This window comes from Streptomyces sp. NPDC006997 (assembly GCF_040635175.1).
Classification (GTDB): Bacteria; Actinomycetota; Actinomycetes; order Streptomycetales; family Streptomycetaceae; genus Streptomyces.
Genome location: NZ_JBEYHH010000029.1, coordinates 1 through 25,061, shown reverse-complemented (window position 1 = coordinate 25,061; position 25,061 = coordinate 1). Strand labels below are relative to the sequence as shown.

Here is a 25,061-nt window from a genome sequence, read left to right as displayed (position 1 = left end):
GTGCAGGATAGGGAGCATGGTCAGCGACGCACACCGAGCCCTCGACGGCTTCTCCCCCGCGACCCGCGGCTGGTTCACGGGCGCCTTCGACGCGCCGACGGCCGCCCAGGCGGGCGCGTGGCAGGCCATCCGCGAGGGCTCGGACGTCCTGGTCGTCGCCCCCACCGGCTCCGGCAAGACCCTCGCCGCCTTCCTCGCCGCCCTGGACCAGCTCGCCTCCACGCCCCCACCCGCCGACCCCAGGAAGCGCTGCCGCGTCCTGTACGTCTCCCCGCTCAAGGCCCTGGCCGTGGACGTGGAGCGCAACCTCCGCAGCCCCCTCACCGGCATCCGCCAGGAGTCCGTACGCCAAGGCCTGCCCGAACCGGAGGTCAAGGTCGGCATCCGCTCCGGCGACACCCCCGCCGCCGAGCGCCGCGCCCTGTCCACCCGCCCCCCGGACGTCCTCATCACCACCCCCGAGTCGCTCTTCCTGATGCTGACGTCGGCCACCCGCGACGCCCTGACCGGCATCGAGACGGTGATCCTCGACGAGGTCCACGCGGTGGCGGGCACCAAGCGCGGCGCCCACCTCGCCCTCACCCTGGAGCGCCTGGACGAACTCCTCCCGAGGCCGGCCCGCCGCATCGGCCTCTCCGCCACCGTCCGCCCCGTCGACGAGGTGGCCCGCTTCCTCTCCCCTCGCCGCAAGGTGGAGACCGTCCAGCCGAAGTCGGGCAAGGAGTTCGACCTCTCTGTGGTCGTCCCGGTGGAGGACCTCGGCGAACTGGGCGGCTCCCCGGTCTCCGACGCGGCGGCCAGCGGCCCCGACGACCCCACCCGCGCGGAACGCCCGTCGATCTGGCCGCACGTCGAGGAGCGCATCGCCGACCTCGTCCAGTCCCACCGCTCCACCATCGTCTTCGCCAACTCCCGCCGCCTGGCGGAGCGCCTCTGCAACCGCCTCAACGAGATCGCCTACGAACGGGCCACCGGCGAGACCCTCGACGAACACCACGCCCCGGCAGAACTGATGGGCGGCTCGGGCGCCGCCCAGGGCGCCCCGCCCGTCATCGCCCGCGCCCACCACGGCTCGGTCTCCAAGGAGCAACGCGCCCTCGTCGAGGAGGACCTCAAGGCGGGCCGCCTCCCCGCCGTGGTCGCCACCTCCAGCCTGGAGCTGGGCATCGACATGGGCGCCGTGGACCTGGTCGTCCAGGTGGAGTCCCCGCCCTCCGTGGCCTCCGGCCTCCAGCGCGTGGGCCGCGCGGGACACCAGGTCGGCGCGGTCTCCACCGGCGTGGTCTTCCCGAAGTACCGCGGCGACCTCGTCCAGTCGGCGGTGGTCACCGAACGGATGCGCACCGGCGCCATCGAGTCCCTGCGGATCCCGGCCAACCCCCTGGACGTCCTCGCCCAGCAACTGGTCGCCATGACCGCGATGGACAGCTGGCACGTCGACGACCTGCTCGCGATGGTCCGCCGCGCCGCCCCCTTCGCCGCCCTGCCCGAGTCCGCGTTCACCGCGGTCCTCGACATGCTCGCGGGCCGCTACCCGTCCGACGCGTTCGCCGAGCTGCGCCCGCGCGTGGTGTGGGACCGGGTCACCGGCACGATCACCGGCCGCCCCGGCGCCCAGCGCCTCGCCGTCACCTCCGGCGGCACGATCCCGGACCGCGGCCTCTTCGGGGTCTTCCTCGCCGGGGCCGACCCCAAGAAGGGCGGCGGCCGGGTCGGCGAACTCGACGAGGAGATGGTCTACGAGTCCCGCGTGGGCGACGTCTTCACCCTGGGCACCAGCTCCTGGCGCATCGAGGACATCACACGCGACCGGGTCCTGGTCTCCCCCGCGCCGGGCGTCCCGGGCAGGCTGCCCTTCTGGAAGGGCGACCAGCTGGGCCGCCCGCTGGAGCTGGGCCGCGCGGTGGGCGCGTTCCTGCGCGAGGTCGGCTCCCTCACCCCGGAGGACGCCCGCCTCCGCCTGCTCACGGCGGGCCTGGACGCGTGGGCGGCGGACAACGTCCTGTCCTACCTCAGCGAACAGCGCGAGGCCTGCGGCCACATCCCCGACGACCGCACCATCGTCGTCGAACGCTTCCGCGACGAGCTGGGCGACTGGCGCGTCGTCGTGCACTCCCCGTTCGGCGCCCAGGTACACGCCCCGTGGGCGCTCGCGCTGGGCGCCCGGCTCTCCGAGCGCTACGGCATGGACGCGCAGGTCATGCACGCCGACGACGGCATCGTGCTGCGGCTCCCGGACGCCGACCTGCTGAGCCTGGACCTCCTCGACACCGAACCCGTGACCACGAACAGGGGCACGGAGTACGACGCCGACCAGGCCCCGGTCGGCGCCGCCGACGTCGTCTTCGACAAGGGCGAGGTCGACCAGGTCGTCACCGACCAGGTGGGCGGCTCGGCCCTGTTCGCGTCCCGGTTCCGGGAGTGCGCCGCCCGCGCGCTGCTGCTGCCGCGCCGCAACCCGGGCAAGCGCACCCCGCTCTGGCAGCAGCGCCAGCGCGCCTCCCAACTGCTCCAGGTGGCGGGTGAGTTCGGTTCGTTCCCGATCGTCCTGGAGGCGGTCCGCGAGTGCCTCCAGGACGTCTTCGACGTCCCCGGCCTCGTCGAGCTGATGGGCGACCTGGAGTCCCGCAAGGTCCGCCTGGTCGAGGTCACCACCCCCGAGCCGTCCCCCTTCGCCCGCTCCCTCCTCTTCGGCTACGTCGCCCAGTTCCTGTACGAGGGGGACTCCCCGCTCGCCGAACGCCGCGCCGCCGCCCTCTCCCTCGACTCCCGCCTGCTGGCGGAACTCCTAGGCCAGGCGGAGCTGCGCGAACTGCTCGACGCCGAGGTGCTCACCGAGTTGGAGCGGGAACTGCAGTGGCTCACCGAGGACCGCCGTGTCAAGGACGCCGAGGGCGTCGCGGACCTGCTGCGGCTCCTCGGCCCGCTCACGGACGCCGAGCTGGCCGAGCGGGGCGCCGAACCCCAGTGGGCCGGGGAGCTGGCCGGGGCCCGCCGCGCCATCCGGGTCCGCATCGCGGGCGCCGACCACTGGGCGGCCGTGGAGGACGCGGGCCGCCTGCGCGACGCCCTCGGCACCGCCCTGCCGGTGGGCGTCCCGGAAGCCTTCACCGAACCGGTCAAGGACCCCCTGGGCGACCTCCTCGCCCGCCACGCCCGCACCCACGGCCCCTTCACCTCCGCCACCGCCGCGGCCCGCTTCGGCCTGGGCGTCGCGGTCACCGACGGCGCCCTCCAGCGGCTCGCCGCAAGCGGCCGGGTCGTCCAGGGCGAGTTCCACCCGGCGGGCATCGGCCAGGAGTGGTGCGACGCGGCGGTCCTGCGCCGACTGCGGCGCCGCTCCCTGGCCGCGCTCCGGCACGAGCTGGAGCCGGTGCCGCCCCCGGCGCTCGCCCAGTTCCTGCCGCAGTGGCAGCACATCGGCAAGGGCCACACCCTCCGCGGCACCGACGGCCTGGTCCGCGCGGTGGAGCAGTTGCAGGGCGCCTCCGTACCCGCCTCCGCCCTGGAGAAGCTCGTCCTGCCGTCCCGCGTCACGCACTACACCCCGGCGATGCTGGACGAACTCACCGCGACCGGCGAGGTCGTCTGGGCCGGTGCGGGAGCCCTCCCCGGCAAGGACGGCTGGGTCTCCCTCTACGTGGCGGACGCGGCCCCCCTGCTCCTGCCGCCCCCGCACCCCCTGGAGCTGACGGCACTGCACCAGTCCGTCCTCGACGCCCTCTCCGGCGGCTACGGCCTGTTCTTCCGGCAGGTCGCCGACCAGGTCCGCGCCACCACCCACCCCGACGTCACCGACCCCCAACTGGCCGACGCCCTCTGGGACCTGGCCTGGTCCGGGCGGCTCACCAACGACACGCTCACGCCCATGCGCTCCCTGCTGGGCTCCGGCCGCACCGCGGGTTCCACCGCCCACCGCGCCAAGCGCACGGTCCCGCGCGGGCGTTACGGCTCCCTCACGGCCGCCGCCCGCCCGACGTCCCGCACCGGCCCGCCGACCGTCGCCGGACGCTGGTCCCTGCTGCCCGCCCGCGAACCGGACACCACCGTGCGCGCCCACGCCCTGGCCCGCACCCTCCTCGACCGGCACGGCGTGGTCACCCGGGGCGCCGTCGCCGCCGAGGGCGTGGAGGGCGGCTTCTCGGCGACGTACCGGGTCCTGTCCGCCTTCGAGGAGACCGGCCAGGCCCGCCGCGGCTATGTGGTGGAGGGCCTGGGCGCGGCCCAGTTCGCGATGGACGGCGCGGTGGACCGCCTCCGCGCGGTGGCCAACGCCCGCGACCGCGGCGCCGCCCCGCCCACCCCCGACTACGGCGACGGCTTCCCCGCGGACGCGGCGGAGGCACCCAGCGCGTTCCCCGCCGCCCCCCACACCACCCACGACTTCGGCGAACCCGACCCCTTCGCCCCCCTCGACGGCGGCTACGACACCCCGTCCGCCCACCCGTCCCCCTCCCCCGGCGACTACGTCTCCCCACGCGACCGCGCCCCCCAGGGCACACCCTCCTGGCAGCACGGCCCCCGAAGCACCTACGGCTCCCGCCAGAGCCGCCCCTCTGCCACCTCCCGCGCGGTCGTCCTGGCCGCCGCCGACCCGGCCAACGCCTACGGCGCCGCCCTCCCCTGGCCCGAACCGCCGGACGGCGCGAGCCACAAGCCGGGCCGCAAGGCGGGGTCGCTGGTGGTCCTCGTCGACGGCGACCTGGCCCTCTACATGGAGCGCGGCGGCAAGACCGTCCTGGCCTGGCCCACCGACCCGCACGGCGCACCCACCGACGACCCCCGCCTCCAGGACGCCGCGGAGTCCCTCGCCAGCGCCGCCCGCGCGGGCTCCCTGGGCACGGTCACCGTCGAACGCGTCAACGGCACCCCGGCCCTGACCTCGCCCTTCGGCGCCCTCCTGGAAGGAGCGGGGTTCATCGCCACCCCGCGCGGCCTGCGCCTGCGTGCCTGACGCGGACCGTCCGTGCCACCCTTGACCCATGCCCGAAGGAGACACGGTCTGGCAGGCCGCGAAACGGCTGCACGACGCGCTCGCGGGCAAGCCGCTGACCCGCTCCGACCTCAGGGTCCCCCGGTTCGCCACCGCCGACCTCACGGGCCGCGCCGTCCTGGACGTCACCCCGCGCGGCAAGCACCTCCTCACCCGCGTCCAGGGCGGTCTGACGCTCCACTCCCACCTGCGCATGGACGGCGCGTGGAAGGTGTACGCCCCCGGCCAGCGCTGGGCCGGCGGCCCCACCCACCAGATCCGCGCCATCCTCGGCACCGCCGACCGCACGGCCGTCGGCTACCGCCTCCCCGTCCTGGAACTGCTGCGCACCGCCGACGAGCACCGAGCGGTGGGCCACCTGGGCCCCGACCTGCTGGGTCCGGACTGGGACCCGGAGCGCGCCCTCGCCAACCTCCTCAAGGACCCCGCCCGCCCCCTCGGCGAGGCCCTGCTGGACCAGCGCAATCTGGCGGGCATCGGCAACGTCTACAAGAGCGAGCTGTGCTTCCTGCTGGGTGTCACGCCCTGGCTCCCGGTCGGCGACCTCCCCGCCGACCGCGCCGCACGGCTCGCCCCCCTCGCGAAGAAACTCCTGGAGGCCAACCGGGAGCGCCCCGTCCGCACCACGACCGGCACGGGCCGCCGCGGCCAGGACCTGTTCGTGTACGGCCGCTCATCCCGCCCCTGCCTGCGCTGCGGCACCCCGGTCCGCGCCGCCGACCAGGGCGACGGCTCCCGCCAACGCCCCACCTACTGGTGCCCCACCTGTCAGCCGGGCCCGACCCCCTGACGAACGCCCCTCACCGGACGTACCGCCGCCACCCGGCCTCCGCCGACCCCCCACCGACCGCGCCCACACGCGCACCGCCGTCCGAACCGGCACCAGGACGGACCTCCGCACCAGCACCAGCTTCCACGTCATCCCCCCGCGCCACCTTCTCCCCCCGCCAGACGGCCACCCACCGCCGCCACTCCACGGCCCCCACGGCCCGCCCCTTGGCCACGCAGTGCACCGGCAACAGACTCAGCCCCCACCCCCCGGCCGCGACCGCCCCTTCCAGCACCCCGGCGTCCGGTGCCACCACCAGCCGCACCGCGGCCCACCACCACACGGCTCCGAGCCCCGCGACAGCCCCCCAGCGCGCTATCCGCCCGACCACGGCCCCGTCACCTCCAGCCCGACGCCAGTAAGCCGTCCTCGCCCACCAGGACGACGCTAGGGAGCCACCTCATCGCACGGGAGGGCGCATCAGCGGCACAAGGGCGCACCGCTCACCACGGGCCGCCGACGGGCCTCAGGACGGCACCCGCCTCACGCGTGCTCCGCCTGGAACATCCAGTGGTGCTTCTCGAGATCCGCCGTGATCCCGATGAGCAGGTCCTGCGACACCGGATCCGCCTCCGCGGTCGCCGTCACCCGCTCCCGCATCCGGGTGATCACCGCGCCCAGCGCCTCGACCAGCACCCCCACCGCGTCGGTGTCCTTCACCCAGCCCTGCGGCACGGTCCCGATCGCACTGTCCGCGGCGACCGTCGCCGCCCGCCCGTCGGGGGAGACGCCCAGCGCCGCGGCGCGCTCGGCCACGGTGTCGGAGTGGGTCCGCGCGGTGTCCACGACCTCGTCGAGCTGGAGGTGCACGGACCGGAACCGCGGGCCGACGATGTTCCAGTGGATCTGCTTGCCCACCAGCGCGAGGTCCACCAGGTCGACCAGCGCGCCCTGCAACGCCTCGGCGACGGTCTTCAGATCCGATTCGGGCAGCGGGCTCTTGACGACGTACATCCGTACCTCCAGTGGCCGTTCGGTCACTCAACGATGACCGCGCCTCCCGGATCCGGCAAACGGACCAAACCCCCACACCGTGCCCAGCTCTGCCTCAGCCCACGCGAAAACCCCGACCAAGCCCCTCCGGATCCACCCGGAGAAGCCCCGGCCGGGGCCTCACAGTCATCGAGACGGTCGTCGGGTCGCCGTCCGTCGAAGTTGTCGTCAGTCGAGTCGTCGGTCGAGTCGTCGTCGTCAGCCAGTCGCTCGCGGACGCCGCCGTACGGCGTTCATCACGCCGCGACCACGTCCACCGCTTCCGCGGGCGCCTTGATGGTCACCCGTTCCGGTGGCACACCGGTCACCGAGACGGAGCCCAGCATCGGACGAACCGGCCTGGGCACGGGCTCGCTGGGCGTGGCCGCAGCGGACTGGGCCAGCTCGGCGAGGGCGAGTTCGTCGCTCACTTCCCGCATGAGTTCGGACATCCGTACGTCCAGCGCGTCGCAGATGGCGGAGAGCAGCTCGGAGGAAGCCTCCTTCTGCCCCCGCTCCACCTCGGAGAGATAGCCGAGCGAGACTCGGGCGGACGAGGAGACTTCGCGCAGAGTACGGCCCTGGCGTTGGCGCTGCCGACGCAGCACGTCACCCAGCAGGCGACGGAGCAGAATCATCGGTGGCTCCCTCCTCGGACCGCGTAGCCGCATCCTTCACGCCCCACCGTACCGCCTCGCGCCGCGGCCGTGCGGGGAGCGATGTCGTGTTCACTCAGGGCTGCAAACATCAAAACCCCCCGTTCTGTTCCGTATCCTGTGCCCGCTCATTCCCGGTCTGTTCGCCCGTAAGCTCTTCGATCAACAGGGCGAGTACGCTCCGTACACTCTCTCTACGAATTTCCGCCCGGTCGCCGTTCAACCGCAGGGCCCGCACTTTTCCGCCACCGGCGGAACCGGAACCCGCTCCCGCGGGCCCCGCCACGGCGACGAAAACCGTGCCGACGGGCTGCCCGTCCTGCGGGTCGGGACCCGCCACGCCGGTTGTCGCGAGGCCCCAGTCAGCACCGAGGAGCTGGCGCGCTCCGGCCGCCATCTGGGCCGCGACCTGCGCGTCCACCGCTCCGCGCCGCTCCAGCAGCGCGGCGTCGACACCGAGCAGCCGGTGCTTGAGGGGGGTGGCGTACGCGGTCACGGAGCCCCGGAACACCTGGGACGCCCCCGGCACCGCGGTGATCTCCGCGGCCACCAGGCCCCCGGTCAGCGACTCGGCGACGGCGACCGTGCCGCCCTTGACGCTGAGTAGTCGCACGACGTCGGCGGCCGTGGAACTCACCCTTCCGTCTCCTCCAACGCGGCCTTGCGCTCCGCGATTCCCTGCCTGCGCAGCACAATGGCCTGTCTTACATAGTCGAGGCCGGTGACGACGGTCAGGACGACCGCCGCGGCCATCACCCAGAACCTCAGGGTCGCCAGCCACCCCGTCAGTGCCAGCACGTACATCCCCACGGCCACGCCCTGGGTGAGGGTCTTGAGCTTGCCGCCCCGGCTCGCCGGGATGACGCCGTACCGGATGACCAGGAAACGCAGCAGCGTGATCCCGAGTTCCCGTCCGAGGATCACCGCGGTGACCCACCAGGGCAGATCACCGAGGGCGGACAGACAGATCAGCGCCGCCCCCATGATCGCCTTGTCGGCGATGGGGTCGGCGATCTTACCGAAGTCCGTGACGAGGTCGTACGTCCGCGCGAGATGGCCGTCGAACAGGTCGGTGATCATGGCGATGGCGAAGGCCGCCCAGGCGAACGACCGCCAGGCCGGGTCGTACCCGCCCTCGGCCAGCATCAGCGCGATGAAGCCGGGCACCAGCAGCAGCCGGAGCATGGTCAGCAGGTTGGCGATGTTCCAGACGCTGGCCTGGTTGACCGCCGCGGCGGCCAGCTTCGCCCCCCGCGCGGGACGCCCGTCGTCATGCACCCCGGGACCCGGACCCGCACCCGTACCGGCATCGGGACCCGCCGCCGAGGAGGATCCCCCCGCCTTCGACGACCCCCCGACGGACTGCGCCCGCGAGGAGCCACCCGCGGCGGACGCCGGTACTCCGGTCATCTCCCCGCCTCCCCGCTGCCGCCGGACCCGCCGACGAGCGCGCCCTGCAAGGGCTCGGCCACCAGGTCGACGCCCTCCGTGCCGACCACCTTCGCCTCGACCATACGGCCGACGCGCAGGCCCGCGCCGCTGGTGAGCAGCACCTGCCCGTCCGTCTCCGGCGCCTGGTGCGCTCCGCGGCCGTGGACGCCCTCCTCGGGGTCCACCGACTCCACGAGCACCCGCACGGTCTCCCCGAGGCGCTCCTCGGCCCGCTGCGAGACCAGTTCCTCGGCCAGCCGGGAGATGTGGGCGAGCCGCTCGGCGACGACCTCCTCGTCCAGCTTGTCGCCGTACGTCGCGGCCTCCGTGCCCTCCTCGTCGGAGTAGCCGAAGACACCGATGGCGTCCAGCCGCGCGCCGTTCAGGAAGCGCTCCAGCTCGGCCAGGTCGGCCTCGGTCTCGCCGGGGAAGCCGACGATGAAGTTGGAGCGCACCCCGGCGTCGGGCGCCTTGCCGCGGATGGTGTCCAGCAGCTCCAGGAAGCGGTCGGTGTCACCGAAGCGGCGCATCGCGCGCAGCACGTCGGGGGCGGAGTGCTGGAAGGACAGGTCGAAGTACGGGGCGACCTTCGGGGTGGAGGTCAGGACGTCGATCAGACCGGGCCGCATCTCGGCGGGCTGGAGGTAGCTGACCCGCACCCGCTCGATGCCGTCGACCTCGGCCAGCTCGGGCAGCAGCGACTCCAGCAGGCGGATGTCGCCGAGGTCCTTGCCGTAGGAGGTGTTGTTCTCGGAGACCAGCATGATCTCCTTGACGCCCTGCTCGGCCAGCCAGCGGGTCTCGTTCAGGACGTCGCTGGGGCGGCGGGAGATGAAGGAACCGCGGAAGGACGGGATGGCGCAGAAGGAGCAGCGCCGGTCGCAGCCGGAGGCGAGCTTCACGGAGGCCACCGGGGAGCCGTCCAGTCTGCGGCGCAGCGGCGCGCGCGGGCCGGAGGCGGGGGCGAGTCCCTCGGGGAGGTCGAGGGGACCGTGCCCGGGCAGCGCGACCTCGGCCGCCGATTCCTGCCGCTCGGCGGGGCTGATCGGCAGCAGCTTGCGCCGGTCGCGCGGGGTGTGCGCGGCGTGGATGCCGCCGTTCAGGATGGTCTGGAGCCGGTCGGAGATGTCGGCGTAGTCGTCGAAGCCGAGCACGCCGTCGGCCTCGGGGAGGGCTTCGGCGAGTTCCTTGCCGTACCGCTCGGCCATGCAGCCCACGGCGACGACGGCCTGGGTTCTGCCGTGGCCCTTGAGGTCGTTGGCCTCCAGGAGGGCGTCGACGGAGTCCTTCTTGGCGGCCTCGACGAATCCGCAGGTGTTGACGACGGCGACGTCCGCTTCCTCGGCGTCCTCGACGAGCTGCCAGCCGTCCGCCTCCAAACGGCCTGCCAGCTCCTCCGAGTCCACCTCGTTACGGGCGCAGCCAAGGGTGACCAGTGCGACGGTACGGCGTTCAGGCATGGGCTCAAGACTACTTTGTCCGACTGACAGCCCACGTCGACGGGGCTGGACGCGCCCTCAAGGGCGCGTCCAGCCCCGTGTCGCGTGCCACGGTCTAGCCGACCTGCGGGTCGCCCTTGGTGTACGTCAGCCGCTCGACGGCGCCGGGCTGGAAGTCGTCCTCGATCTTCTTGCCGTTGACGTGCAGCTCGATCGCCCCGGCGTCGCCGAGGACGAGGTTGACCTTGGAGCTGTCCTGGAAGGTCTTGGAGTCACCCTCTTTGAGCAGTCCGTCGAAGAGGAGTCGGCCGTTGTGGTCCTTGGCCGAGATCCAACTGGGGCGGTCGACGGCGGCGACCTGGACGGTGACCTTGTCGCGGGGCGCTGCCGCGATGGCGCTCTCGGTCGGGTCCGGCTTGGGGTCGGCGGGCTTCCTGGTCGCGGCGCTGGGCGACGGCGAGGTGCTCTGCTCGGGCGCGCCGCCCTCGGCGACCTGCTGTTCCGAGCCGCCGCCGTCGGTGCCGCCCTTGAACGCGGTGAACGCCACGAAGCCGACGACGGCGACGATCGCGGCGACCATCGCCGCGGTCCAGTTCGGTCCCCGCCGTTCGGGACGGATGCGCTCCGCCTCGAACATGGGTGCGGCGGGGGTGGGAGCGGGGCGCCCGCCGTGGTCGGCGTCGTACTGCTCGAGCAGCGGGTCCGGGTCGAGGTGGACGGCCTTGGCGAGGGTCCTGATGTGACCGCGGGCGTAGACGTCGCCGCCGCAGGGGGCGAAGTCGTCGGCCTCGATCGCGTGCACGATGACGATACGGACCCGGGTGGCGGCGCTGACGTCGTCGACGGTCAGCCCGGCCGCGAGGCGCGCCTGCTTCAGGGTATGGCCGATGGAGGGGCGGGCTTCTTCCTGGGGAACGCCCTCGAACGGACGCTCGTCTTCAGGGGAGTTGCCGATGGACACGGGGGCGCCTTTCGAGCGTGTAGCCACCTGCTGGAGGTTCAGTCTAGGGGGGGTGCGAAAGGGTGGGGCAACCGGGCGGAGGGACTTTGTACGCCATCGGAATGGCCGGTCATGCCGATGGTGCGTGAGTTGTTTCTGATTTCCCTCAACTTGACGTGCGACCCAGGCAAACGGTTGCTCACTGATCCCTTACGGGTGAGTCACGATCCCGCATCCGGCCGAAACCCCGTGCGCCGATCAGGCACCGGCCGGGTCGGAACCGCGCACCGGGCCCCCGCGCGAGAGCCACGCGACGGACACCGGCCACCGTCTCCCTACGCACCATCCTCCCCACGGATGACGGCCAGCACACCGTCCAGCTCGTCAGGCTTGACCAGAACGTCACGCGCCTTGGACCCCTCGCTGGGCCCGACGATGTTCCGCGACTCCATCAGGTCCATCAGCCGCCCGGCCTTCGCGAAGCCGACCCGCAGCTTGCGCTGGAGCATGGAGGTCGACCCGAACTGGGTGGAGACGACCAGCTCGGCCGCCTGGCACAGCAGGTCGAGGTCGTCGCCGATCTCCTCGTCGATCTCCTTCTTCTGCTTGGTGCCCACGACGACGTCGTCCCGGAAGACGGGCGCCATCTGGTCCTTGCAGTGCTGGACGACCACCGCGACCTCTTCCTCGGTCACGAAGGCGCCCTGCATCCGGGTCGGCTTGTTCGCGCCCATCGGCAGGAACAGCCCGTCGCCCTTGCCGATCAGCTTCTCGGCGCCGGGCTGGTCGAGGATCACGCGCGAGTCGGCGAGCGAGGACGTGGCGAACGCCAGCCGCGACGGCACGTTCGCCTTGATCAGGCCGGTGACCACGTCCACGGACGGCCGCTGGGTGGCCAGCACCAGGTGGATGCCGGCGGCCCGCGCGAGCTGCGTGATCCGCACGATCGCGTCCTCGACGTCCCGCGGCGCGACCATCATCAGGTCGGCCAGCTCGTCCACGATCACCAGCAGGTACGGGTACGGCTGCAGCTCGCGCTCGCTGCCCTCGGGCGGTTTGGCCTTACCCTCGCGCACGGCGCGGTTGAAGTCGTCGATGTGCCGGTAGCCGTAGGCGGCCAGGTCGTCATACCTGAGGTCCATCTCGCGGACGACCCACTGGAGCGCCTCGGCGGCCCGCTTCGGGTTGGTGATGATCGGCGTGATCAGGTGCGGGATGCCCTCGTAGGCGGTCAGCTCGACGCGCTTGGGGTCGACGAGGATCATCCGGACGTCCTCGGGGGTCGCCCGCATCATCACCGAGGTGATCAGACAGTTGATGCAGGACGACTTGCCGGACCCGGTGGCACCGGCGACCAGCATGTGCGGCATCTTCGCCAGCGAGTGCATGACGTAGCCGCCCTCGACGTCCTTGCCGAAGGCGACCAGCATCGGGTCGTCGTCCTCCGCCGACTCCGCGAGGCGCAGCACGTCGCCGAGGTTGACCATCTCGCGGTCGGTGTTGGGGATCTCGATGCCGACCGCGGACTTGCCGGGGATGGGGCTGATGATCCGTACGTCGGGGCTGGCGACGGCGTAGGCGATGTTCTTGGTCAGCGCGGTGATCCGCTCGACCTTCACGGCGGGGCCCAGCTCGACCTCGTAGCGGGTGACCGTCGGCCCGCGCGTGAAGCCGGTCACCCGGGCGTCGACCTTGAACTCGGTGAAGACGGTGGTGAGCGACTCGACGACGGCGTCGTTGGCGGCGCTGCGCGCCTTGCCGGGGCCCCCGCGCGTGAGCAGGTCCAGGGACGGCAGCGCGTAGGTGATGTCGCCGGAGAGCTGGAGCTGCTCGGCGCGCGGCGGCAGTTCGCGTTCGCCGGGCGGTGGCGTCTTGGTGAGGTCGGGGACCTCCGCCTTGAGCTGGCTCGGCTTCAGCTTCTCCTGCTGGGGTCGCCCGGCCGGGACGGGCGTCGGGGTCGGCGTGGTCTCCTCGCGGTCTCCGGGGCCGACGCCCTGGGTGAGGTCGGCGACGACCGGGGAGGGCGGCATCCCGTGCAGCACCGCCCCGTCGAGCGCGGCGGCGGCCGCCGCGGCGACGTCCACGGCGTCCATCTGACGCTCCATGTCGGGCTGCGGCACCGCGGACCGCCTGGGGCGGCTGCGACGCCGCGAGAGGGCCTCCTGCTCGGCCTGGTCGGGGTCGTAGGCCTCCGGGACCGGGCCGCGGCGACGGCCGCGCGCGGGGAGCGCCTCGCGCCACTGCTCGTCGTAGCGCGCGTCGTCCTCGCCGAGCGGGTCGATGTCCGCCTCGGGGTCGGGCAGCAGCCCGAGCCGCACCCCGAGCTGCCGCAGCCGCTGCGGGATGGCGTTGACCGGTGTGGCCGTGACGACCAGTAGTCCGAAGACGGTCAGCAGCACCAGCAGCGGTACGGCGAGCACCTCGCCCATGGCGAAGTTCAGCGGGGTGGCGGCGGCCCAGCCGATGAGCCCGCCGGCGTCCCGTATGGGCTGCATTCCGGCGCTGCGCGCGGGCGAGCCGCAGGCGATGTGCACCTGGCCGAGCACGCCGATGACGAGCGCGGACAGTCCGATGACGATCCGCCCGTTGGCCTCGGGCTTCTCCGGGTGCCGGATGAACCGTACGGCGATCACCGCGAGCAGGATCGGCACCAGCAGGTCGAGCCGCCCGAACGCGCCGGTGACCAGCATCTCGACCAGGTCGCCGACGGGGCCGCGCAGGTTCGACCAGGTGCCCGCGGCGACGATCAGGGAGAGCGCGAGCAGCAGCAGCGCGACGCCGTCCTTGCGGTGCGCGGGATCGAGGTTGCGGGCGCCCTGCCCTATGCCGCGGAACACCGCCCCGACCGCGTGCGCGAGGCCGAGCCAGAGGGCGCGGACGAGTCGGTAGACGCCCCCGGTCGGGTTGGGTGCCGGCTTCGGCGGGGCCGCCTTCTTGGCCGCGGCCCTCTTCGCGGGCGCCCTCTTCGCGGGGGGTTTCCTGGCGGCGGCCTTCTTCGCCGGAGCCTTCGGGGAAGCGGCGGCCTTCTTCGCGGGCGGCTTCTTGGCTGCGGAGGGACGTGAGGCCATAGGTGTGAGGTTACCGGTGGACCCGCGACCCGACGCCGCTTCACCCATTCGTGTCGCGCTCCGGGCGGCGCGGAGCTGACGCCCAGCCACCAGCCGCCACCGGGTGTCCGCCCGCCACGACGCCAGCAGGGGTCCGCCCGGCCAACACACGGGCGGGCGGGACGGGTTCTAGGACGGCATCGAGGACGCGCCGCCGACACCGGGCTCCAGCGCGTCCAACGCCCGGCGCAGTCCGGTGAGTTTCCGCTCCAGGTGCGCGGCCGTCGCCACCGCCGCCGCGTCCGCCGACTCGTCGTCGAGCTGCTTCGACAGCGCCTCGGCCTGCTCCTCGACCGCCGCCAGCCGCGCCGACAACTCGGCCAGCAGACCGGCCGACTGCTCCTTGCCACCGCCGTCGACGCCCGCCTTGCCGCCGCCCTCCAACTGGAGCCGCAGCAGCGCCGCCTGCTCACGCAGCTGGCAGTTCTTCATGTACAGCTCGACGAAGACGGAGACCTTCGCCCGCAGCACCCACGGGTCGAACGGCTTGGAGATGTAGTCGACCGCGCCCGCCGCGTAGCCGCGGAAGGTGTGGTGCGGTCCGTGGTTGATAGCGGTGAGGAAGATGATCGGGATGTCCCGGGTCCGCTCCCGTCGCTTGATGTGCGCCGCGGTCTCGAAACCGTCCATCCCCGGCATCTGCACATCCAGCAGAATGACCGCGAAGTCGTCCGTGAGCAGCGCTTTCAGCGCTTCCTCCCCGGACGATGCCCGCACCAGCGTCTGATCGAGCGCAGAGAGGATCGCCTCCAGCGCCAGCAGATTCTCCGGCCGGTCATCGACCAGGAGGATCTTGGCCTTCTGCACCATGGCCCGCCCTCCTCGCCCCGGCGTGGGGCCTCCCCTGTCCGCAGGACTTGGCGCGGCACCGCCCGGCGCCACCCCAGAGGACGACTCCCTTGCGCCGCCCGTCCTCGTGCCGGTCATCGTAGCCGCACCCCGCCTGTCGCCACACCCTGTCACCGCGATGTCACTGTGCACGTAGCAGAAACGTAGCGGGAGACCAGAAGGTTCCCCGAATCACGCGCTTCCACACACCCTCCACCACACCGAGTCAACAACTCCGCGCACTTGTCGAGGGCTTCCGCCGCACCTGCACGGGCCCCGACCGGCACCTTCACTCCTGCCGCATCCACGTCGCCATCACGGACAGCAGGTGATCCGGGTCGACCGGTTTGGTCACGTAGTCCGAGGCGCCGGACTCGATGGCCTTCTCCCGGTCGCCCTTCATCGCCTTGGCGGTCAGCGCGATGATCGGCAGCCCGGCGAACTGCGGCATCCGCCGGATCGCCGTGGTCGTCGCGTAGCCGTCCATCTCCGGCATCATGATGTCCATCAGGACGACCGCCGCGTCGTCGTGCTGCTCCAGGACCTCGATGCCCTCGCGCCCGTTCTCCGCGTACAGCACCGACAGGCCGTGCTGCTCCAGGACGCTGGTCAGCGCGAACACGTTGCGGATGTCGTCGTCGACGATCAGCACCTTCTCGCCGCCGAACCTCATGCCCCGCACCGACTGCGGCGCCGGGTCCTGCTCGCCTCCGGCCCACTGCTCGGGCTGCCCCTGCGGCAGGGCGAGCGGCTCGGCCGCCGCCGCCCGGCGCCGCCTCCGGAACAGCGCCGCCGCGCCGTTCTGGGTCTCGTGGTACGACTTCACCTCGGCCGGCGTCTCGATCGCCACCCCGGACATGTCGCGCGTGGGCACGATCAGGTCCCCGGGGTCCAGGGCCGCGACGGGCTGCTGGTAGCCGTGCGGGGGCAGCTCGCTCGGGTGCAGCGGCAGGTACAGCGTGAACGTCGAACCGCGCCCCGGCTCGCTCTGCGCGTGGATCTCACCGCCGAGCAGCTGCGCGATCTCGCGCGAGATGGACAGCCCGAGGCCGGTGCCGCCGTACTTGCGGCTGGTGGTGCCGTCGGCCTGCTTGAACGCCTCGAAGATCACCCGCATCTTGCTGGCCGCGATGCCGATGCCGGTGTCCGTCACCGAGAACGCGATCAGCTCCGCCTCCGGGTTCGTCAGCGAACCGGCCTCCAGCAACTGCTCCCGGATCGCCTGCGGAACGTCGTCCCGCGCGGGCCTGATGACCAGCTCCACCGAGCCGGAGTCGGTGAACTTCACCGCGTTCGACAGCAGGTTGCGCAACACCTGGAGCAGCCGCTGCTCGTCGGTGTGCAGGGTCGCGGGCAGCTCCGGCGACACCCGCACCGACAGGTCCAGGCCCTTCTCCGCGGTCAGCGGCCGGAAGGTGGCCTCCACGTAGTCCACGAGCTGGACGAGCGCGATACGGGTCGGGGAGACGTCCATCTTGCCCGCCTCGACCTTCGACAGGTCGAGGATGTCGTTGATCAGCTGGAGCAGGTCGGAGCCCGCGCCGTGGATGGTCTCGGCGAACTCCACCTGCTTCGGGGTGAGGTTGCCGTCCGCGTTGTCGGCGAGCAGCTTGGCCAGGATCAGCAGCGAGTTCAGCGGCGTCCGCAGCTCGTGCGACATGTTGGCGAGGAACTCGCTCTTGTAGCGCATGGAGACGGCCAGTTGCTCGGCGCGCTCCTCCAGGACCTGCCGGGCCTCCTCGATCTCGGTGTTCTTCACCTCGATGTCGCGGTTCTGCTGGGCGAGCAGCTCGGCCTTCTCCTCCAGCTCGGCGTTGGACGCCTGGAGGGCCTTCTGCCGCTGTTCCAGCTCCGCCGAGCGCAGCCGCAGCTGCTCGGTCAGCTCCTGCGACTGCCTCAGCAGCACCTCCGTCTTGGTGTTGACGGAGATGGTGTTGACGCTGGTCGCGATCATCTCGGCGATCTGGTTGAGGAAGTCCTTCTGGATCTGCGTGAACGGCGTGAACGAGGCCAGCTCGATGACGCCGAGCACCTTCCCCTCGAACAGCACCGGCAACACGATCACCTGTGCGGGCGGCGCCTCCCCGAGCCCCGAGGAGATCTTCAGGTAGCCGCTGGGCGCGTTCTCGACCAGGATCGTGCGCTTCTCCTCGGCCGCCGTGCCGACGAGCGCCTCACCCGGCGCGAACGACGTCGGCATGGACCCCATGGAGTAGCCGTACGACCCCAGCATCCGCAGCTCGTAGCGGTCGTCGCCGTCCGTGCCCTGGTCCTGGCCGTCGCCCGTCGTCAGGGCGACGAAGAACGCGCCGTGCTGCGCGGACACCACCGGCGTCAGCTCGCTCATGATCAGCGAGGCGACGTCCTCCAGGTCCCGGCGGCCCTGCATGAGGGCGGAGATCCGCGCGAGGTTGCCCTTCAGCCAGTCCTGCTCCTTGTTGGCGATCGTGGTGTCCCGCAGGTTGGCGATCATCTTGTTGATGTAGTCCTGCAGCTCCTGGATCTCCCCGGAGGCGTCCACATCGATCTTGAGGTTGAGGTCGCCGCGGGTCACCGCGGTCGCCACGCGCGCGATGGCCCGCACCTGCCGGGTGAGGTTCCCGGCCATCTCGTTCACGGACTCCGTCAGGTCCCGCCAGGTGCCGTCCACGTCACGCACGCGTGCCTGACCGCCCAGCTGCCCCTCGGTGCCCACCTCACGGGCCACGCGCGTGACCTCCTCGGCGAACGACGACAACTGGTCGACCATGGTGTTGATGGTCGTCTTGAGTTCGAGGATCTCCCCGCGCGCGTCGATGTCGATCTTCTTCGTCAGGTCACCCTTGGCGATGGCCGTGGTCACCATGGCGATGTTGCGCACCTGACCGGTCAGGTTGGACGCCATCTGGTTCACCGACTCGGTGAGGTCCTTCCAGGTGCCCGCCACACCCGGTACGTGCGCCTGCCCGCCCAGGATGCCGTCCGTGCCCACCTCACGGGCCACCTTGGTGACCTGCTCGGCGAACGAGCTCAGCGTCTTCACCATGGTGTTGAAGGTGTCGGCGAGCTGCGCCACCTCACCGCGCGCCTCGATCGTCACCGTCCGCGTCAGATCGCCGTTGGCGACCGCCGCCGCGACCTGGGAGATGTTCCGCACCTGCACGGTGAGGTTCTTGGCCATCAGGTTGACGTTGTCGCTGAGGTCCTTCCAGATGCCCACGACGCCGGGCACGTGCGCCTGGCCGCCGAGGATGCCCTCGGTGCCCACCTCGCGCGCCACCCGTGTGACCTGCTCGGCGAAGGACGACAGCTGGTCCACCATCGTGTTGACGGTGGTGACGAGTTCGAGGATCTCGCCCTTCGCGTCGACGGTGATCTTCTTCGACAGGTCGCCCTTGGCGACCGCGGTCGTGACCTCGGCGATGTTGCGGACCTGGATGGTCAGGTTGTTCGCCATGAAGTTCACGGACTGCGTGAGGTCCTTCCAGGTGCCGGAGACCCCCTGCACCTCGGCCTGGCCGCCGAGGATGCCCTCGGTGCCCACCTCACGGGCCACCCGCGTGACCTCTTCGGCGAACGACGACAGCTGGTCGACCATCGTGTTCAGGGTGTTCTTCAGCTCCAGGATCTCCCCGCGCGCGTCCACGGTGATCTTCTGGGACAGGTCACCGCGCGCCACCGCGGTGGCGACCTGAGCGATGTTGCGGACCTGGCCGGTCAGGTTGGACGCCATGCCGTTCACGGAGTCCGTCAGGTCCCGCCACACGCCCGCGACGCCCGGCACCTGCGCCTGCCCGCCCAGGCGCCCCTCGGTACCCACCTCACGGGCCACCCGGGTCACCTGGTCGGCGAAGGCGGAGAGCTGGTCGACCATCGTGTTGATGGTGTTCTTCAGCTCCAGGATCTCCCCGCGCGCGTCGACGTCGATCTTCTGCGACAGGTCACCGCGCGCCACGGCCGTCGTCACCTGGGCGATCTGCCGCACCTGGGACGTCAGGTTGCCCGCCATGAAGTTGACCGAGTCGGTCAGTTCCTTCCAGGTGCCGGACACGCCGTCCACCCGCGCCTGACCACCGAGGCGCCCCTCGGTGCCCACGTCCCGCGCCATCCGCGTGACCTGCTCGGCGAACGACGACAGCTGGTCCACCATCGTGTTCACGGTGTTCTTCAGCTGGAGCATCTCGCCGGACACGTCCACGGTGACCTTCTGCGACAGGTCGCCGTTGGCCACCGCCGTCGTCACCTGGGCGATGTTGCGCACCTGACCGGTGAGGTTGCGGAACGCGGTGTTGACGGAGTCCGTCAGGTCCTTCCACGTCCCGGCCGCCCCCGGCACCTGCGCCTGCCCGCCCAGCTCACCCTCGACACCGACCTCGCGCGCCACGCGCGTGACCTCGGCCGCGAACGCGGAGAGCTGGTCCACCATCCCGTTGACGGTGTTCTTCAGCTCCAGCATCTCCCCGGCCACGTCCACGGTGACCTTCTGCGACAGGTCACCGCCCGCCACCGCCATGGTCACCGTGGCGATGTCCCGCACCTGGGTGGTCAGGTTCCGGAAGACGGTGTTGACGGAGTCCGTCAGGTCCTTCCACGTCCCCGCCGCCCCCGGTACGTTCGCCTGCCCGCCGAGCCGCCCCTCGCCGCCGACCTCGTTGGCCACCCGCGTGACCTCGTCGGCGAAGATCCGCAGCGTCTCGGTCATCTGGTTGATCGTCTCGGCGAGCTGCGCGACCTCGCCCCGCGCGGGCACGGTCACCTTCCGCGACAGGTCACCGCTGGCCACCGCGGTCGTCACCTCGGCGATCCCGCGCACCTGGGCCGTCAGGTTCCCGGCCATGGTGTTGACGGAGTCGGTCAGCTCCTTCCACACCCCGGCCACCCCGGGCACCTGCGCCTGACCGCCCAGCTCACCCTCGGTCCCGACCTCGCGCGCGACCCGGGTCACCTCGGAGGAGAACGCCGAGAGCTGGTCCACCATCGTGTTGACGGTTTCCTTCAGCTCCAGCATCTCCCCGGCCACGTGCACCGTGACCTTCCGGGACAGATCACCCTTCGCGACCGCCGTCGTCACCAGCGCGATGTCCCGCACCTGCGCCGTCAGCCGGTACGCCATCGTGTTGACGGACTCGGTCAGGTCCTTCCACGAACCCGACATACCGCGCACCCGGGCCTGCCCGCCCAGCTTGCCCTCGGTGCCCACCTCACTGGCCACCCGCGTGACCTCGTCGGTGAACGTCGACAACTGGTCGACCAGGTTGTTGACCGTCCGCCCGACCTTGAGGAACTCGCCCCGCAGCGGATGCCCGGTCCCGTCCGGCGCCTGCGTCCGCAGATCCATCCGCGGCGACAGATCACCGTCCGCGACCGCCGACAGCACCCGGCTGACCTCGGACACCGGCCACACCAGATCGTCGACCAGCGCGTTGGAGGCGTCGATGGCCGCCGCCCAGGACCCCTCACTGGCGCCCGTCTCCAGCCGCTCCGTGAGTTTCCCCTCACGCCCCACCATGCGACGTACGCGCGACAGCTCACCCGTGAGGTGGAGATTGCGGTCGGCGACCTCGTTGAACACGGCGGCGATCTCCGACATCACGCCGTCGCCGGACACCGTGAGCCGCTTGCGGAAATTGCCGTCCCGCATCGCCACCAGAGCCGCCAGCAACCTGTTCAGGGAAGCCGTGTCGACCTCGGTGGTCCCGTTCCGACTGCCCAGGGACCGTCCGCCTTTCGCGCGCGTCTTCGTGCCCCGCGTCGCTGCGCCAGACTCCACTGTGTCCCTCCCGCAGGGGTCGACCATCTCTGCTGTGCTCGGGTGCTGCTGCCCGCCGTACACGGATCACACTCGGCCTGCCCGGACCTTCACCACAAGCCTGCCCAGTGTTTCACCCATGCCGAACCAGGCCATAACAGTTCGGCAGCTTCGCACATCGCCCGCACACCCTCCGGACGGAAACACAGGCGACCGGCATCCGCGGAGACGGCGAAGGTAAGTAACCTTGCATGAGGCTGTCCAGCCACGCCGGTCCGGTCCGGCCTGGGCGGTGGCACGGATACGAGCGGGCATTCGGAGGGGCGGCCGCAACATGACCACCGGACTGATCCCGGGGGGACAGCCCCCGGACCCCCGGCCGACGGGCATCCTGCCGTCGCAGACCCGACGGATGCCCGTCGACCCCGGGGCCCAGCACGTCGAAAGCAGGTCGAGTAGTTCCGTGATCACCGCGCGCGCGGCCGCCAGCTTCGAACCCGTGGGGCGCTCGGTCGCGTCGGCCCGCTCCTTCGTCCGCGACACGCTGCAGGGCTGGGGCTTCGGTGACATCGTCGACGACGCCGTCGTCCTCACCAGCGAACTGGTCACCAACGCCGTCATCCACGCGGGCACCGCCGCGGACGTCCTGTGCCTGCGCTCGGAGGACGGGGTCCGCATCGAGGTCGCCGACCACTACCCCGAGCGCGAGGTCCCCCTCCAGGGCTCCCCCGTCCACATGGGCAGCCCCGACCGGGAAGGCGGGCGCGGCCTCCAGCTCTGCGCCGCCCTCGCGGGCCGCTGGGGCGTCGAGTACACCCCGACCCACAAACAGGTCTGGTTCCAGCTCGACCTCCCGCAGCGCTCCGTCGGCACCCGCACCGCGGGCCCCTCCCTCCCCGCGGACCTCCTGCCGCTCGCCGACGGCCGCGTCCGCGTCGCCGTCATCCAGATCGACCGCGGCGGCGCCGTCACCGCCTGGAACGACGACGCCGAGGACCTCTTCGGCTACCCGGCCGAACTGGTCATCGGCAAGCCCCTCACCGACCTCGCCGCCTGGCCGCACACCCCCGGCACCAGCACCGGCATCGCCGAGGCGCTGCGGCTGTCCCGCTGGGAGGGCAGCTACGGCATCCGCGCCGCCAACGGCCGCGTCACCCCCGTCTACGCCTCCCACCTGCGCGTCCGCGACACCTCCGGCGACCCGTCCACGGTCTGCCTGCTGGTACGGGACCATGAACGGGCCGTCCTGCAGACGCCCACGCGGGTGACCGGTTCCTCCGACTCAGGTAGTACTTCCGAGGGCCAGAGCACCGACCCCTTCGAGGTCTTCATCGGCTCCCCCGCCCCCGACGACCTCGACGGCCTCCTCCAGCGCACCGTGGAACGCGCCCGCGACATGCTCGACGGCGACGCCGCCTTCCTGCTGCTCGCCACCGACGACGAGACGGAACTAGAGGTACGCGCCTCCACCGGCCTGCCCTCGGCCCGCCAGCGCTTCGCCCGCGTCCCCGTCGAAGGGGGCTCCGGCCGCTACGGCTCCGCCCGGATGCCCGCCGTCCACGACGACCTCACCGCCGTCTCCGGAGCCGTCCCCCTCCTCAACGGCACCGGGATGCGCTCCGTCGTCACCGTCCCCCTCAAGGTGGAGGGCCGCCTCACCGGCTCCCTCGGCGTCGCCGCGGAGGCTCCCGGCCGCTACTCGAACGAGGAGGCGCTCCGTCTCCAGTTCGCCGCCGACCGGATCGCCCTCGCCGTCGAGTCCGCCCGCCTCGGCGAACTCGAACGCCTGCGCCGTGGCTCCCTCAGCTTCCTCGTCGAGGCGTCCGACCTCCTCGCGGGCACCCTGGACCGCGACCAGACCCTCGCGCTGATGGCCCAGATGACGGTCCCCACCCTGGCCACCTGGTGCGCGGTCTACACGATCGCCGACCAGGCCTCGGAGCCGTACCTCTCCTACGTCCTCCACGAGGACGAGGAACTCATCGACGGCATCAAGTCCCTCCTCTCCAAGATCGCCCCGCCCGACCCGGTCCCCACCCCCGGCGCCCGCGTCTGGTCGGCCCCGGCCGAGGTCGCGCACCAGGCCGCCCTGCGCACCTCCATGCGCAGCCTCGGCCTCGGCGAACCCGCCACCGTCAGCTCCGGCATCGGCACGACGCTCGCGACCGCCGGCGCCGTCGGCGGCGAGACCGTCGTCCTCCCGCTCGTCGCCCGCAACCGCGTCATCGGCATGTTGACGCTCGGCAAGCCCACCGACGACCACTTCCGCCAGGAGATCCTCGAACTCGCCGAGGACCTCTCCCGCCGCGCCGCCCTCGCCCTGGACAACGCCCGCCTCTACAGCGAGCGCACCGCCATCAGCCAGTCCCTCCAGCGCAGCCTCCTGCCGCCCGAACTCCCCCAGATCGACGGCGTCGAGGTCGAGGTCATCTACCGCGCCGCGGGCGAGGGCAACGAGGTCGGCGGTGACTTCTACGACGTCTTCCCCATCCGCGACGGCGCCTACGGCTTCGCCATCGGCGACGTCTGCGGTACGGGCCCGAACGCGGCGGCCGTCACGGGCCTCGCCCGGCACGCCCTGCGCCTGCTCGCCCGCGAGGGCCTCAGCGGCCCGGCCGTCCTCCAGCGCCTCAACTCCGCGATCCTCGACGAGGGCGCCCGCAGCCGCTTCCTGACCCTCCTCTACGGCGAGATGCGACCTCAGGAGGACGGCAGCGCCGAGCTGAAGGTGGTCTGCGCGGGCCACCCCCTCCCGCTCCGCCTCCGCCAGGACGGCACGGTCGAGGCAGCCGCCGAACCCCAGCCGCTCCTCGGCGTCCTGGACGACCTGGAGCTGTACGAGCAGACGGTCACCCTCGACCCCGGCGACGTCCTCCTCTGCGTCACGGACGGCGTCACCGAACGCCGCGAGGGCACCCGCATGTTGGGCGACGACGGCCTCGCCGACGTCCTCACGACATGCACGGGCCTCACCGCGGGCGCGGTCGCGGCCCGCATCATGCGCGCCGTGGAACGCTTCGCCTCCGACGCCCCGTCCGACGACATGGCCATCCTGGCGATGCGGGTACCGGTCCCGCACCACTCCTGAGGACACGAAGAAGGCCCCGCCCAACCGGGCGGGGCCTTTCTCAATCTCCGAGCCCCCAAACGGAATCGAACCGTTGACCTTCTCCTTACCATGGAGACGCTCTACCGACTGAGCTATAGGGGCCTGTCACTCGCGGACTTCCCCGCGGCAACGGAATAGATCATACCCCGAACAAGCGCGTGCTCCTAACCCACCTGCAAGAGTCCGCCGAGGGCATTGCACGCGGAGGCTATTCGCTGCATGTCCCGCTTGGTCAACGACGCGTCCACCGGCAGCGAAAGCGTCTCGTCCGCCGCCCGTTCCGTCTCCGGCAGGGACACGCACTGCCGGAACTCGGGCAGGCGGTGCACCGGCGTCTTCACCGGCACCCGGCAGTCAACACCCCTTGCCCGCAAGGCCCGCGCGAAAGCGTCCCGGTCCGGCCGCCCGTTACCGGGCACCCGCACCACGTACTGCTGATAGGTGTGCCCCACGCCTCCGTCCGGCGTGCGCACGCCCTTCAACTTCCCATCGAGATAAGCGGCCCGCTGCCTGCGCTGCGCCACCTCGTCATACGGCGCCTCGGACTCCCCCTGCTCCAACACGAGTAGCCCGTACCGCTGCCCCACGGCCCGCAGCCCTTCCACATCAGCGGGCCGCCCGAACCGGTGGACGACGACGACACCCGACGTCCGCGTACTGACGACCGCCTCGACCGCCGACGCGTCCAGGCAGTACGTCACCGGATCCACCTCGGCGAACACCGGCCGCGCTCCGGCCAGCACCACGGCCTCGGCGACCTCCACGTTCCCGAAGGCCGGGACCACGACCTCGTCGCCGACTCCGATGCCGGCGGCCCTGAGCATTGCAGCAGTACCCATGCTGGGGATGCTGGGCGCGGAACGTGAACTCCAAGTGACGCAAAGCAAAAAAGGGTTGGGCCCGAAACCGAAGTTTCGGGCCCAACCCTTCTAATAATTGTTCGGCGGCGTCCTACTCTCCCACAGGGTCCCCCCTGCAGTACCATCGGCGCTGTAAGGCTTAGCTTCCGGGTTCGGAATGTAACCGGGC

Annotated in this window: 14 protein-coding genes, 1 tRNA gene and 1 rRNA gene; 3 read left to right on the top strand and 13 right to left on the bottom strand. The window is 71.7% G+C overall.

Annotated elements, in window-relative coordinates; translation table 11 throughout:
- Nucleotides 1–16: 16 nt before the first annotated feature.
- Nucleotides 17–4,954: an ATP-dependent helicase gene (locus tag ABZ659_RS26055; RefSeq protein WP_360224444.1), complete on the top strand. Its 4,938-nt coding sequence runs from the start codon at nt 17–19 to the stop codon at nt 4,952–4,954.
- A 28-nt stretch (nt 4,955–4,982) separates the two neighbouring features.
- The gene (locus ABZ659_RS26050; protein ID WP_360224442.1) at nt 4,983–5,783 is read left to right on the top strand and encodes a DNA-formamidopyrimidine glycosylase family protein; all 801 of its coding nucleotides are present in this window, start codon (nt 4,983–4,985) and stop codon (nt 5,781–5,783) included.
- Nucleotides 5,784–5,793: 10 nt separating this feature from the next.
- Here the strand turns inward: ABZ659_RS26050 and ABZ659_RS26045 are convergent, their stop codons facing one another.
- The 10 genes from ABZ659_RS26045 to ABZ659_RS26000 all read right to left on the bottom strand — a co-directional run bounded on the left by ABZ659_RS26045 (nt 5,794) and on the right by ABZ659_RS26000 (nt 20,944).
- On the bottom strand, nt 5,794–6,153 hold the full coding sequence (locus ABZ659_RS26045) for a hypothetical protein (RefSeq protein ID WP_360224440.1): 360 nt from the start codon (nt 6,151–6,153) through the stop codon (nt 5,794–5,796).
- Nucleotides 6,154–6,305: 152 nt separating this feature from the next.
- Complete coding sequence (locus ABZ659_RS26040; protein WP_360224564.1) at nt 6,306–6,776, bottom strand: DNA starvation/stationary phase protection protein; 471 nt, start codon at nt 6,774–6,776, stop codon at nt 6,306–6,308.
- A gap of 275 nt (nt 6,777–7,051) precedes the next feature.
- Entirely contained in the window at nt 7,052–7,432 is a 381-nt protein-coding gene (locus ABZ659_RS26035) for a helix-turn-helix transcriptional regulator (RefSeq protein WP_309097037.1), read from the bottom strand.
- 109 nt (nt 7,433–7,541) lie between these two features.
- On the bottom strand, nt 7,542–8,087 hold the full coding sequence (locus ABZ659_RS26030) for a nicotinamide-nucleotide amidohydrolase family protein (RefSeq protein WP_360224438.1): 546 nt from the start codon (nt 8,085–8,087) through the stop codon (nt 7,542–7,544).
- Nucleotides 8,084–8,860, bottom strand: a complete 777-nt coding sequence (gene pgsA / locus ABZ659_RS26025; RefSeq protein ID WP_360224436.1) for a CDP-diacylglycerol--glycerol-3-phosphate 3-phosphatidyltransferase — start codon at nt 8,858–8,860, stop codon at nt 8,084–8,086. Before pgsA ends, ABZ659_RS26030 begins: the two co-directional genes overlap by 4 nt.
- Nucleotides 8,857–10,341 carry a 30S ribosomal protein S12 methylthiotransferase RimO gene (rimO, locus tag ABZ659_RS26020; protein ID WP_360224434.1) on the bottom strand — a complete coding sequence of 495 codons (1,485 nt, stop codon included), beginning with the start codon at nt 10,339–10,341 and terminating at the stop codon, nt 8,857–8,859. The genes pgsA and rimO overlap by 4 nt, the downstream gene beginning before the upstream one ends.
- A 94-nt stretch (nt 10,342–10,435) precedes the next feature.
- Entirely contained in the window at nt 10,436–11,281 is an 846-nt protein-coding gene (locus ABZ659_RS26015; protein ID WP_360224432.1) for a RodZ domain-containing protein, read from the bottom strand.
- A gap of 314 nt (nt 11,282–11,595) precedes the next feature.
- Nucleotides 11,596–14,328, bottom strand: coding sequence for a DNA translocase FtsK (locus ABZ659_RS26010; RefSeq protein ID WP_360224430.1), 2,733 nt, complete (start codon nt 14,326–14,328; stop codon nt 11,596–11,598).
- Between the two features lie 168 nt (nt 14,329–14,496).
- A complete protein-coding gene (locus tag ABZ659_RS26005; protein ID WP_360224428.1) occupies nt 14,497–15,177 on the bottom strand; it encodes a response regulator in 681 nt (226 codons plus the stop codon).
- 307 nt (nt 15,178–15,484) lie between these two features.
- Nucleotides 15,485–20,944 (bottom strand): HAMP domain-containing protein, encoded by a 5,460-nt coding sequence (locus ABZ659_RS26000; RefSeq protein ID WP_360224426.1) that lies wholly within the window; start codon nt 20,942–20,944, stop codon nt 15,485–15,487.
- A gap of 313 nt (nt 20,945–21,257) precedes the next feature.
- Between ABZ659_RS26000 and ABZ659_RS25995 the strand changes: the two genes are divergently transcribed.
- Complete coding sequence (locus ABZ659_RS25995; protein ID WP_360224424.1) at nt 21,258–24,011, top strand: SpoIIE family protein phosphatase; 2,754 nt, start codon at nt 21,258–21,260, stop codon at nt 24,009–24,011.
- Between the two features lie 50 nt (nt 24,012–24,061).
- On the opposite strand, the gene ABZ659_RS25990 is transcribed toward ABZ659_RS25995, so the two are convergent.
- From ABZ659_RS25990 to rrf, 3 genes are all read right to left on the bottom strand, one after another.
- Nucleotides 24,062–24,134 (bottom strand) — tRNA-Thr (locus tag ABZ659_RS25990).
- Between the two features lie 62 nt (nt 24,135–24,196).
- Complete coding sequence (locus ABZ659_RS25985) at nt 24,197–24,856, bottom strand: DegT/DnrJ/EryC1/StrS family aminotransferase (RefSeq protein ID WP_360224562.1); 660 nt, start codon at nt 24,854–24,856, stop codon at nt 24,197–24,199.
- 114 nt (nt 24,857–24,970) lie between these two features.
- A 5S ribosomal RNA gene (gene rrf / locus ABZ659_RS25980) occupies nt 24,971–25,061 on the bottom strand; the annotation flags it as partial.